Origin of the sequence: Rhodococcus sp. 05-2256-B1 (assembly GCF_002258465.1) — a bacterium.
GTDB classification, from domain to species: Bacteria; Actinomycetota; Actinomycetes; order Mycobacteriales; family Mycobacteriaceae; genus Rhodococcoides; species Rhodococcoides fascians.
Genome location: NZ_NOZA01000013.1, coordinates 17600 through 29887, shown reverse-complemented (window position 1 = coordinate 29887; position 12288 = coordinate 17600). Strand labels below are relative to the sequence as shown.

The following is a 12288-nucleotide window of genomic DNA, read 5'->3' as shown; positions in this document are numbered from 1 at the left end:
AACGACGTTCACTGCCATCGGGGCACCACTATCAGCATTTCGAACAAGCGTCATATTGGCGGCGTCAGTCGACGGAACGAACTCGAGCGGCGGTCCGGACGGCGCGGCGCTCCCACCACCTCCCCCGCCCACAGCAGCTGGCGCGGATCCAGTCGTTCCACCCCCTGACGGCACACTCGTGTACGTACCTTCGACCACAACTGTCGAACCACCCAAGCCTCCGCCGAAGGCACCGCCAGTTCCGGTGCCGATCCCCGGCTGCGCAAATACTGGGTTCGCGTTGAACACTCCAACTAGAAGCACTGATGCGATAACCCCAAGCGGCTTACGCATGACCCACCGCCCTTATGGATTCCAGTTGCCTACTTGCCAAACCGTCGATCATGGTGCGTCGCATGGGGTACCCGAAGAAGTCACTGCATCGGAAACAATGCGCCAGCCTGATGAATCTGGCCACGCCACGTTCTCCAGAGTCGGCTTGCCCAGCTCCCGCCGGACTCGGTCAGGAGGGAGCACACTCGTGCCGTCCGGACGGATCTGGTCATAGTTCGAGCTGTCGATGCAGACTCGCAATGTTGCCGACGCTTCTTCCTTAATTGGGTTCCCGTCAGCATCCTTTGGTGCCTGCAGTTCCGTCACGAATGCATCTGCGACAGTCGCAGCACCCGTGGAGACAATTCCTTGAGATCGGCGCAGGTTCACGTTTGCCTTCAACTGATCGAGGATCTTTCCACTCGCAACAGAGTCCAGCATGTTGATGTCTACAGCAGGATCGCTCTCGACCTTCGCGAGAACGGCGAAGAACTCATTCACCTTTGCTGTTGCCTGCTCGGTCGCCTGTTGTTCCGGGGACTTTTCGACGCCCTCTGGTCCCGTGAGGACCGGCTGCGTGGTGGTCGTTACGGGGGTCGCCTCAATGTCACCGCTCCCGCATGCGACGCTGATGCTTGCAGCGGCTGCTACTGCGAGGATTGCCGCGCCTGTGCGACGTCGTGTGCTGATCATCGTGGACCCCCTACGTTGTTCTGTGCGTTGTACTGCGATAACGATAATGGTGCGGCTGTTTGGACCGTAACGTGCTTACCGGACACTTCAGACACCTCGATTGACGCGACTGCTATCAACTGGCTATTGCTCCGATCCGGTAGAGGGCGTTGCCGCCATTGTGGAATTGCGCGAGGGCGCGCAAGAGTTCGTCGGTTTCGGGTTCTGGGTCGACATCGATGTCGGCGAGGTTCGCGAGCAGTTGGTCGATCAGCTCCTGGGTCTTGCTGATCTCGTCGCTCCCGTGGGTAGCGATGATCGCCAGTCTCCAGAGACCTTCTCGGAACGGTTCGACGGTGACGCCGCGGTTTGCGGTGGTGAGCGCGGCGGAAAGATCTCCGGTCTTTATTTGTCTGGTGGCGAGCTCTTCGAGGGCATCCGCGAGGGTCGAGATCATGTGCTGCTGTAGGTTTCGTGCCCACCCGTAACGGTCTGACCGTGTCCCGGCGAATGGTTGATCGTTTACCAGTTCTGCAGCCGTCCGCAATTCCGCATCGGTGGCGGCGGCCGGAGTGGTGTCGATCAGTTGTTGCCAGTAGTCCCAGTCCGATCGGACATCGGGGTGCAGTCGGTAGCCGGTGCGGCCGGTGCGGTCGCCGTGCTTCGGAAATGCCTGCTCACCGTTCTCTGTCTCTCCCAACCAATTTCGCAGTCTCGAGAGGTAGTTCTGGCGTCGTGTCGCCTTCTTTTTCGGCTGATCCTCCAGAGGGAGTTTGTCGAAATTGTCTGCAGGCCAGATCTTTTTGTCGATGGAGTCGTGTTTGATTCCCGGGTGGATGGAGAGAAGAGCGGCGATCTCGGTTAGGAGTACTTCACGGCCGTCCTTGGGTGGCTCCCCGGTCGGGGTGGTGACTGCTGGTTTCCCGAGAAGATGGAGCCAGAGATGTCCCGGGGCCGGTACGTCACCAGCGACAGGAGCGATGGGTGGGGCCTGGTCGTCGTACCTGATCGCTTCTGGGGATGTCCACTGCGCGGCGTCCGGGCTGTAGGTCGGAACGTTTGTGACGTCGGGGGCGGTCTCCGATGCGGTAGTTCCGTTCAGCAGCAGCTGGTCGGTGGGGTCGATCGTGGTGACGGAGTCGAGGAAGGTCTCAGCGCTTTCGGCGTCGGTGAGGTGTGCGTCGATTTCGGCTGCAGCCCAGGGGTCGTGCATGGACGACTCTGTGGGGATAGCTGGCTGTGTGGCGGTCGCGAGGTAGGCGGTAATGCCTTCATATTGGTCCGGCTCGAGAAATGCTGGCTGGAATGCGAAGCCGCCGTCGGTGTCTCGTTTGACAAGGCTTGCGGTGTTGCGGTCGACGATGTCGAGTGTCCACGCGGCCTGGGTGTTCTCGCTGGCGGTGCTGGCGGTGCTGGCGGCAGCGAACGCCACGCGCGGTGTGGCGGCCAGGATCTGATCGAGTGATTGCTGTTGGTCGGCCGTCAACTGACTCGCGATGAGAACTACTTCGGGGGCGGTCATTTCGCTTGTGTCGTAGATCGAACGGGCCGCTGCAATGCTGTCGATGTGTTGTTCGACGAGGGTGTCTTGGTCACGTTCGGCTTGTCGGGCGAGTCTGGCCAGCACTTCGCCTGGTTGGTCGGTGTGCTCGATTCGACCGTTGCCGAACAGTTCGGGGAGCTCCTGTCCGAAACCGATCAGCGTCAGGTGCAGATTGTCGGCGAGCGGGGATTCGACGAGTTCGAGGGCCAGGGCCTGGAGAGTGCCGCGGGCGTGCTCTGGTGAAGCTGAGACGCCGAGGTAGCCGAGTTCTTCCAGGTTGAGAAGAACTTGGGTTCGGTCGTCTGTGGAACCGAGTGTCACGAGCGTGGGGTACGGGCTGATTGTGGTGGGTGCTGGGGCGATCCGGACGTCGGCGGGGAGGGTCCAGGTGCCGGTCTCTGATCTGAGCCACTGGTCCGGCAGTACGGAGTCATCAAGGATTACTAGCTCCACCGCATCGGGACCGATGAATGCGCCGAGTAATGCCGGCAGTGCGTTGCCCTGTGTCCGAGCGTGTTCGGCGATAGTCCTCAGTGCTTCGTCGAGCCGCGTGAGGACGTTGTTGTCCGCTGCAGAATGAATCTGTTCTTCCACAACTGCTGCAGCGCCCCAGGTTTGAGGGAGGGTCTCGCCTCTGCGGCGATCGTGCTGTTGACGGTGCCGGCGCAGCCCGAAGGCCCCAGCCAGTCCGATGGCCGCTAGGGCTGAGATACCGAGCCACAATGTGCTGTTCTGATCCTCGGAGACATCGCTTGGCTGCGCAGTGGCGGCGATATATACCGGGTCTGTCGTCGATGTATTCAGTGGGATCTGGGTGGCTGGCTGAGTCGGGGCGGGAGCTGCAGCAGGACTGGGTGACGACGTCTGCGCTGGAGCAGGCATTTGAGCGGGTGCCGGCCCGGGTGCCACAACATCTGCGCCCGCGGACTCAGCAGCAGGTTCGGAAGCTGCCACCGGGGCGGGAGCCTCTGCTGGCTCAGGGGCGGCCACCGGAGCAGGCGCTGGCTCAGGAACCGCCGACGGGGCGGGGGCCTCTGCCTGCTCAGGGGCTGCTGGAGCAGGCGCTGGCTCAGGAGCCGCCGCTGTCGGAGCAGGTAGCTGTGACGAAGCGCTGTTGAGTTCGATGCCGAAAATCTTCGCAGCGGCGGCGGCAGCGGCCTGCGCTTCTGCCTGAGCCTGTTCGTCACCGCCCGGAACCATCTCCGCTTGTTCCGGAACGTCGGTGCCACCCAGGAGAGGTGCAGCGGAGGACAGTTCAGGCGCTGCTGCGGGGGCCGGTTCAGGAGCGGCAGCCGGAGCCGGTTCGGGAGCGGCAGCGACCGGGGCCGGTTCAGGAGCGACGGTCGGTTCGGGCACAGCAGCAGGTACAGGAGCGGCAGCAACCGGGGCCGGGTCGGGGGAAGCAACCGGACCCGGTTCGGGCGTGACGGTCTCGGCGGTTTGATCGTTGACGGTGAGCTGCTGGCCGACGTGGATGATTGTCGACGGTGCAGTTCCGTCGGCGTTGATGATTTCTTTGTAGCGGTGTCCGTCACCCAGATGTTGCTCGGCGATGCTCCAGAGACTGTCGCCTTCTCGAACTGTGTAGGCCCCGTCGACGGTTGTGGGTGCGGCGGCGGGGAGCTGAAGTTTCCATCCTGGTTGCAGCCATCCGTCGACGGTCAGGACGTCGGCGTTGAGTTGCTTGATCTCGGTGTATCGAAAGCCATCGCCAAGGTGGCGTTCTGCGAGTTTCCATAGGCTGTCGCCCTGCTGCACCGTGATGGTTTCCCCGTTGATGGGGCGGGCGGGGGCTTCTGCTGGATGCGGTTGGCTTTGTTGCGTTACTTGGATCGGTGCCGAGTGGGCAGGGGCGTCGAAGAGCGGTAGTGCTGTGGCGGTGAGGGGTTGGGCTGTGGCGGTGCCCGCTGTTACCAGCATGAGCGCTCCGCCTATGAGAACGGAGGCGCTTCGCTGCTGGAAGCCGAGGCCTCGGAGTTGAGGTGCTTTGATGCCGCGTAGTGCTGCGACGAGTTCGATGACGGTGCTGAAGGTGAAGGTGGCCCAGGCGAGCCAGCCGATCCAGGTCACGAATCCGAGGAAGAGTGATCCGTCGTCTTGGGTGGTCAGAGCTGTTTTGATCTGGTCGAGATCGGGCAGCGTCGTCGGTATTGGGTTGCCGCGGAATGTCCACAGTGCGAGCGGAATTCCGACGACGAGGACGAGTAGGACGATCAGGTAGAGCAAACCAGTCAAGCGCCGTCGGATGGTGGTCATGCGGGTGTCCTTTCCGATGGCTGCAGGGTGGCCGGGGTCGTGCAGCGTTGCGCCGCGAGCTGTCGAATCACGTCCTCCGTCTTCTCGTGGAGTTCTGCGACTCGTCTGCTCTGCGGTCGATTGGTCATGGTGTGCCGGGGATTCCGAGGTTGGTGCGGTTCAGGTTGACGGTGGCTGTTCCGATGATCTGCTGTGGCCCGACGCCGATCAAACCGAGGACACGGGGTTGGTAGGTCGTTGTGGTGGTGATCAGCAGTGTTGTCGGTCCGGTCTGCACGACGACGCCGGGGATTCCTGCTGCGGCAAGGTATTTGGTGGCTTTGGCTTGGGCTGTCAGCGGGTTGACGACGACGTTGGTACCGCGGACTGCGAGTGGTTCGATGATGGCTTGTCCTGCCCCGCGGGCTGCTTCTTCAGCGACTTGCTCGGCGCGCTGCTTGGCGTAAACTTTGCCGCCGCCGTCGACGACGAGACCCATCATGATCAGCAACGCCATGGCTGTGATGACGCTCCACATGGCGATGGTTCCGGCGTCGTTGTGCGCGTCTCGCCGTGTGCAGGCGGCCACCGCCCGGCGTAGTGCTTCGGTCATCAGGCGCGCTCCCGGTAGGTGTCGACGGGTGAAGTCGCGGTTGCTGTGATGGTCCGTGAGCCCATGACTTGCGGGAATCCGAGTGCGTCGAGGGAGATGACGCACGTGACGGTGGCCGAGACGGAAGCCGTGACGCCGGGGCGAGTTCTGAATCCGCCGAGGTCGGTGTTGACGTTGAGAGCGGAACAGGTGAGCCCTCGTGCTGCCAGGTCGTTTCGCGCGGCTGCTTGCGCATCGGGGGCTGCGGAGAACGCCGTTCGCGCGATGGAGGCGGTACGCGCGGCCTCGTTCGCGGCGTGGACTACTTTCTGGTGCGCTTGCGCGAGAACGCCGAAGGTGACGATCAGTGCGATCAGGAACAGTGTGGCGGGGGCGACGATGACAGTCTGCAGGGCCGATCCTCGGTCGTCGGCTCTGGCTGCGGCTGCCAGCTGGCGCAGTTTGTTCGCGGTGTTCATCTGGTTCCTGGGGCAGTGACTCGTTCAACGGGAAGCGTCTCGCTGACATTGATGTCGAGGGAGAAGAAGGGGATGAGGCGGATGGGTTGTCCGGTGATCTGGACAGTTGCTTCTCGCAAGCCTCGGTTGACGACAATGACGGGTGCTCGAAGGGTCGTCGGGCCGGCGGTGGATGCGAAGGCGTAGCCCGCCGCTGTTCCGGCCGCAGCGCTGCCGAATTGCGATCGCGCTTGTCGTAGAGCTTCTTCACCGGTCGAAATCGCTACGGTCCGTGCGTGAGCGTAGAGAGCTGCCTGGATTGCGATGAGGAAGAGCAGTAGGACGACGCCGAATACCACGACTGTTTCGAGGGCTGCGCCGCGGTCGTCTCGACGTATGCGGGTGAGCCATTCGCGTAGTGGTACATGTGTGTCGGTGAGCAACGCTGGTCCTCCCCTGTCTCGTTGGGCGAGTGGTGGGGTTACTGGATTCGGTTGAGGTAGCGCTGTGCAACCACGGTGATTCCGGCGACGATAGCGATGGCGAGGATGACGAGGCCGGCGGTGATGACGACGGTCTCCATGCTGTAGCCCTTGTCGCTTTTGCGTCCGCCGGCGCGCTCGGTCATCCGGGTATAGGAGAACAGTGCCAATGCGAACAGTGTTGCGGTGGTTGCTGCGATCCGGTTTGCGATTGTGCGCGATGCTGCCATGTGACGTTTCCCTTCGATATGTAAAAGCCCTGGTTATGACGGTTCTGGATGCCGGTCAGACTATCGCCAAGACCGGACACTTCGAGCAGGTGAAGTGCACGGATCGGTGTTTGCACAGCTCAAACTTGGTAGTTGATCGTTGAATGACAACGCATTCGGGTTGTTCGGTCTAGACGCCGCCCATGATGTTCACTCCGGCCGGCACGATCAGCATGATCATGAACAGCACGGCCAAGGTGCCGAGAGGTGCGTCCATCTTCTTCGTTTTGGCTCCTGCTTCGCCTTGTTCTTTCGAGAGCAGGGCACTGCGGAGCGCTCCGGCCCGCGCGGCAAGAGTGTCGGCCACGCTCGCTCCCTGGTCGCCGGTATAGGTCATGATGTCCGCGAGATCTCCCAACTCCGGCAGCGCCAGTTCGGCTGCAAGATTGGACAGAGTAGCCCATGGTGCCTGTCCGGCGAGGGACGCTTTCTGAAGCTCGGCATCCAGACGTAGAAACACCCAGCTATCGCCCACTGCGGCAGCGCGTTCGAGACTTTGGAATGCAGCGACGCCGCCACTTCGGTTCAACGAAACGAAGTCGATGAACGCCGCCAATGCTCGGGTGAATTCGAGTCGGGCACTAGCGGCGCGAGTCTTGACGTCGGCGTCGGGCGCGAAGAATCCCACCAGCGCCAGGACGAGGGAACCGGCTACGGGAAAAGTCAGGGGCACTGCCATGCCGAACAGCGCCAGGAGTGCGATCGAAATCGGCGCGATGATCAGACCTATTGCAGCGGAAAGGATTTTGTCTCCGATGAACTTTTGTGGAGTTTCTCGGAGGATCGCCAGGTCCGCGGTCGGGATCCTGAACCACGCCTGCGATCGCAGCCGCGGGTAGAAGCGGGCACCGACCTTGTAGGACAGGGCATCCGAACCGGTGAGGTCGTCACCGCCGCGGGTGTCGACGGTGTACGGGTCCGGGGCTGCACCGGACAGTCGTTCCATGGCATCGCCGAGTGCTGGGTCGGCCGGCAGTATGCGGAGAACGAGGAGGATCAAGCCGAGAGCGGCGAGAGCGGCAAGGGCGATCGCCCAGAGCTCGAAGTTGTTCATACTGCGCTCCTCTCACGTGCGGTGTTTGCTGCGTCGCGGTCCTTGGTGCCGATGAACCTGGGGTATTTCACTGGCAAGGTGTATCGCTTCATCCACCCGAGCACCAGGCCGAAACCGATGAATTCGAGGAACAGAACGGGCTGGAGGAGGGGCTGTTTGTACGGGTCCATGTAGTTGGTGAACAGGAACAACCCAACGATGACAACGACGGTGATGACGGTGACCCCGCGAGCGGTCGTGCGGGGCCCTTGCCGTTCCGCTTCGGCCGTTCTGCGGTTGCGCACGTTCTCTGCCACCGATTCTGAAAGTCGCTTCAAGGCTGCGGTGAGTCCGGAGCCGCGCAGGCGAGCTGCCTGCCGCAGTGCACCGACCACGTAGTCGCCGGTGGAATCGTCGAGATCGTCTGCGAACCGAAGCAACGCTTCGTCGATCGACACATTGCCACGCAGGCGCGTGATGAGGCTCGTAATTTCCGGACGCAATGCTTGAGGCATTCCCCTGTGCGTTGCGATGATGGCCTGTTCGAGGCCGGATCCTGCTGCGAGCACTCCAGTCAGGTTGCGCACCCATTCTTCGAGGGCATTGAGGCGTTCGATGTCGTCGGCGGCGGCTGACGATCCGAGTAGGTAGGGGACGCCTACTGCTGCGATCGGAATGATGGGGAAGAGTACGAACCATCCACTGAGGAGCCATGCAGCAAGGCCGACGGCAGTTCCGATGGCGAGGAGTAATTTTGTCCGCCGGGCAATCCGCGCACGTGAGGTGCGGTGGCGTGTCGGCGCAGTCGGGTCGCGGCGATCGCGAATTCCGTTGGCAAAAAACCACATCCCGGCGGCAAAGACAAGGACGATACCGACGGCCGTGAACGTGTACATCAGAGCCCACCACCTGTGATCGTGTTGATGGGGATTTGGTTCGGACTGAAACCGCCTGCGTAGAGCTTGCGGAGCAAAGCTGGGGGCAAAGTTCCGTATTCGCCGGTCCCGCCCGGCTTTCCTTCGTAAATTTTGGTTACTGCGGGCATGGCGTTTTCGCCGGCCTCGATATGGATGACCTCGCTGACGAATCGGACCTGACGCCTCTCGCCGGTGTCGGTAAATTCGTAGTCCGTCTGCAGCTGAATGATCAGATTGATGTGGTGTGCCACTTGGCGGTAGGCGTACTCGACCGGCACTCCTGCTTCGAGGGCGCAGGTGACGAGGCGGTCGATCGCGCCGGCGGCATGCTCGGCGTGCGTGGTACTCAGGGAGCCTTTGGCCATCTGCATTGCTTTGAACATGTCGATGATCTCGCCGCCGGCTACCTCTCCGACGATGACACGGTCGAGCTGCATTCGCACGAACTGGTAAAGGATGTCGGACAGCGTCGTCGCGCCGCGTAGCGCTCCGGTCAGCTCGTTTCGTTCGCCGCCGCCGGTGATTGCCTCGGCTGCAACAACATACGGTCTGCGACCGTCGAGTTTGTCGAGGAACAGTTCGTACTCTGTCTCTGCTGTGCCGATCCGTGTTTGCAGGGGAAGGCAGTTGGCGAGCGCACGAAGGTTGGTTGTTTTACCTGATCCCATGGGCCCGGAGATCACGATGGAGGCACCACCGATGACTGCGGCGCTGAGGATCTCGGACAACAGTTGGGGCATAACACCCATTTCGACCATCTTGTCGATGGTCACATCCTTGTGGCGGTGCATGCGGATGGCGATACTGGGATGGCGGACCGAGTAGCCCATCGCGGACAAGCGGATGTCGCCGGGCAGATTGAGGCGGAGGTTGGGGTTGACCTGCGAGAACGGTCGTCCACCACCGGGTGCGCGCTGCGCGAGGTTGGTGAGCCAGTCGTAGAGCTCTTCGTCGCTGTCCGCGATCGGCGGTCGTGCCTGCAGACTCCCGTCGGGGTACATCACAATGACGCTGTCGCCGTTGATGAGGATGTTCTCGACGTTCGGGTCGTCGACGAGCGGCTGAAGTGGGCCGAGTCCGAACAGCGTGTCGAAGACCGCTTTGACCAGCGTCTGTTCCTCTTGGACGCTCAGCTGTTCGTGACCGGTGTCGATCGCGGACTGCACTTCTTTGCTGACGAGATCTATGACGATCTGCCTGCCCGACTCACGCTCCTCGTCCGGGGTCATGGCAGTGACGCCCAGCTCAGGGTTGAGGGCCTGATCTGCTCGTTGGGTCTTACGGAGAGAGAGGATTTCGGATGCTTCTTTGGTCAGTTGCTTGACCAATTGGTGGTTGGTCCTCGCGACGTCCGACCGCTCAGCTGGAAATGGTGATGGCGATGTGAACGGGACCGTCTCGAGTCGCTCGGGTTCCGGGTGGGAGTGGCGACCGTCCTTGCCGGCTGCGGCGAGCAGACCTGCAGATGAGGAGCCGTATTGCCCGCTCCTGTAACGAGTTATCTCGTTGTCGCCATCGTCGAGGATGATCGGATCGGCGGCAAACATCGGTAGGTCGGGTAGGGCTGGTCGCTCGTCGTAGTCGAAGTCGGGGGCGTTGTTGGTCATGCGGGTGTTCTCCCTTTGGCCTTGTCGGCTCGTTACGCGGGCTGTGAGCTGTATGGCGAGTTGGCGATCCATACGGGCTGGTGCGTTTCGTGGAAGCGCTCGATCTTTTGCCAGGTTCCGTCGATTGCGCGTAGATAGCTTGATCGACGTCGCCGCCAATTACTGAGCGAGGCACCTTCGGAAAAAACTTGCGCGTGTACCGGTGATTCGGGAAGGACTGCGATGACGTCGAGGCCGGTCGCCGCGGCGGTCTCGGCTGCGCTGTAGGGCTCGGTACCCCTGACAATGAGGCCGATGCTGGCCGGCGACTTCGTATTCTCCAGATGCTGCTGTAGTGGGCCCAAGCCAGCACGAACCGCTGCCACTGCGGTCCTGGTCGGTCTGAGCATTATGGCGATAACGTCACTGTGACGGATCAGGTCTTGATGTCCGGACCGTAGATTGAGGCGACCGGCGTCGACGAGCAGGTCACCGCCGCCCTGTTTCGACAACAACGCCAGATGTGCCCCCAACGGGCCCCACGTCGACTTCATCGATTCCGTTTGAGCTGCATTGACCAGGCCGGGGACGAACCATCCTTGCGCCTTGGTCGGCTCCTCTGGATCGAACGGCCCGATTCTAACTATTTGGTGCTGGAAGGCTGGGCCTATTCGGCCGTGCCTGTTCGGCTCGACCAGTTGGATGATCGATCGGTCGTGCCGGCGGCGCGCGTGAAAGTACCCGGCCAGCGTCGGGGACGATCCGATCGGATCGGCCTCGATGTACAGCAGCTTGCGGGAGTCTGCGGTGAGAGCGATGCCCAGGCCGGTCGTCGAGACGCCTGGCGAGCCGGAGATCGAGGTCAGGGTGACGAGCATGGCTCAGCGCTCCCGGGAGTCGAGGACGATGGCGACGCGGTTGGTGGCGGCTCGGGCGGCGATCCAGCTGGCCTCGTCTTTCTTGACCAGAACGTCCACTGTCGTCTGTCCGGTCTCGGGGATGTCCTTCACGGCAACGACCTGTGCGTTCGCGGTGACCGGACCCTGCACCGGGGAATCGTCTTGATCTCGGGGAGTGTCGACGATCCGGACGTTGTCGCCTGCGAGCAGTGGCTCTGCGGGAAGTTTGCCGATTGCGACGGTGATGCCGACCAAAGTGTTGTCCCCGCTGGGGATTACGGCGTTGGTGAACGACGATGGGTTCAGTGCCGATCCGCTCAGGAGCGGAACTGCTGCGCTCTGGCCCACGACCGATGCTTTGTCTGTGGCAGGAACGGTCGCGATGGTCGCATCGCTGTTGACCTCTGCGGTTTTGAGGTCGTCGGTGGTGATCGTCTCCCCCTGTGGCACGTCGCGGGCGAGCACCAGAATTGTCGTGGTGGCGCGCATGGCGTTCACCAAAAAGACCGCTCCTACGATTGCGACGGTCATCAAGGCGACTCCCGCGATCCAGTACGACCGTCGACGGCGCACTTTGGTGGTGGATACGACTTCGGTGAAGTCATGGCCCGGCTTAGGAGATGCCTCTCTTGCGCTGCGCGGCTCCCCCACTGTGGCGGTCGATGTCTTTTCTTTGAGATTGCCGAACATGGGCATAGCTCAGTCACTTTCCGTTTGTGTCGTGGCGTCGAGGCCGAGATGTGCTTTGAGGGCAGTTCCGATGAGGTGGCTGCGGGAACGGGCCTTGAACTGGTCTTTCAGTTGATCGATGATCACCCAGTCATCGGCGTACAACCCGACCGTGACTCCCTTCTTCTCCGCCTTACCCTCAGACGGCTTCCCACCTACTCCCCTGGCGCGGAACAGACCTCCGCCGACCTTGCCTCCCGGAAACAGAAGGCTTTCGAGATCGCTGTGGACATCCTCGATAGCAGTGATGACCACCTCGCCGTGGGTTCTCCCTGTCCGTTTGCTCTCCTTCGCCAGACCGTGTGCAACCCCGACAGCAAGATGAACCGTCGACGGCACAATCGTGTCGTCGTGCCCCAATTCAGCTGCACCAGAGGATGTCTCCTCCTCGTTTGAACTCAACTGCACCACCTCCGCTGACATAGCACTTATCGATCCGGCCGGCGGCGGTGGCATGAAGGCTGCCCCGAGCGACTGTCGCGCAGGCGGAGATGTCGGCACGTTCGCACTCTCAGCGCTGTCGGTCCTCACTCACGATCCTTCCGATGTCCCCGTGTACCT

12 protein-coding genes are annotated in these 12288 nt (G+C 62.0%); all 12 read right to left on the bottom strand.

What is annotated here, in order from left to right; all coding sequences use genetic code 11:
• Window positions 1-381: 381 nt before the first annotated feature.
• The 12 genes from CH285_RS05110 to CH285_RS05055 all read right to left on the bottom strand — a co-directional run bounded on the left by CH285_RS05110 (window position 382) and on the right by CH285_RS05055 (window position 12258).
• Window positions 382-1005, bottom strand: a complete 624-nt coding sequence (locus CH285_RS05110; protein WP_015586083.1) for a hypothetical protein — start codon at window positions 1003-1005, stop codon at window positions 382-384.
• Window positions 1006-1120: 115 nt separating this feature from the next.
• The gene (locus CH285_RS28575; protein WP_015586082.1) at window positions 1121-4783 is read right to left on the bottom strand and encodes a LysM peptidoglycan-binding domain-containing protein; all 3663 of its coding nucleotides are present in this window, start codon (window positions 4781-4783) and stop codon (window positions 1121-1123) included.
• Between the two features lie 124 nt (window positions 4784-4907).
• Window positions 4908-5375: a pilus assembly protein TadG-related protein gene (locus CH285_RS05100; RefSeq protein ID WP_015586080.1), complete on the bottom strand. Its 468-nt coding sequence runs from the start codon at window positions 5373-5375 to the stop codon at window positions 4908-4910.
• Window positions 5375-5833 (bottom strand): TadE family protein, encoded by a 459-nt coding sequence (locus tag CH285_RS05095; RefSeq protein ID WP_015586079.1) that lies wholly within the window; start codon window positions 5831-5833, stop codon window positions 5375-5377. The genes CH285_RS05100 and CH285_RS05095 overlap by 1 nt, the downstream gene beginning before the upstream one ends.
• Window positions 5830-6255, bottom strand: a complete 426-nt coding sequence (locus CH285_RS05090; protein ID WP_015586078.1) for a type II secretion system protein — start codon at window positions 6253-6255, stop codon at window positions 5830-5832. The genes CH285_RS05095 and CH285_RS05090 overlap by 4 nt, the downstream gene beginning before the upstream one ends.
• A 38-nt stretch (window positions 6256-6293) precedes the next feature.
• Window positions 6294-6524 carry a hypothetical protein gene (locus CH285_RS05085; protein ID WP_015586077.1) on the bottom strand — a complete coding sequence of 77 codons (231 nt, stop codon included), beginning with the start codon at window positions 6522-6524 and terminating at the stop codon, window positions 6294-6296.
• A 169-nt stretch (window positions 6525-6693) separates the two neighbouring features.
• Complete coding sequence (locus tag CH285_RS05080; protein ID WP_015586076.1) at window positions 6694-7617, bottom strand: type II secretion system F family protein; 924 nt, start codon at window positions 7615-7617, stop codon at window positions 6694-6696.
• Complete coding sequence (locus CH285_RS05075) at window positions 7614-8492, bottom strand: type II secretion system F family protein (RefSeq protein ID WP_052047795.1); 879 nt, start codon at window positions 8490-8492, stop codon at window positions 7614-7616. The genes CH285_RS05080 and CH285_RS05075 overlap by 4 nt, the downstream gene beginning before the upstream one ends.
• Window positions 8492-10120, bottom strand: a complete 1629-nt coding sequence (locus tag CH285_RS05070) for a CpaF family protein (protein ID WP_015586074.1) — start codon at window positions 10118-10120, stop codon at window positions 8492-8494. Before CH285_RS05070 ends, CH285_RS05075 begins: the two co-directional genes overlap by 1 nt.
• Window positions 10121-10152: 32 nt before the next feature.
• Complete coding sequence (locus CH285_RS05065) at window positions 10153-10977, bottom strand: hypothetical protein (protein ID WP_015586073.1); 825 nt, start codon at window positions 10975-10977, stop codon at window positions 10153-10155.
• A gap of 3 nt (window positions 10978-10980) precedes the next feature.
• Window positions 10981-11529, bottom strand: coding sequence for an SAF domain-containing protein (locus tag CH285_RS05060; protein ID WP_230591630.1), 549 nt, complete (start codon window positions 11527-11529; stop codon window positions 10981-10983).
• 168 nt (window positions 11530-11697) lie between these two features.
• The gene (locus CH285_RS05055; RefSeq protein ID WP_139278540.1) at window positions 11698-12258 is read right to left on the bottom strand and encodes a hypothetical protein; all 561 of its coding nucleotides are present in this window, start codon (window positions 12256-12258) and stop codon (window positions 11698-11700) included.
• Window positions 12259-12288: the final 30 nt, after the last annotated feature.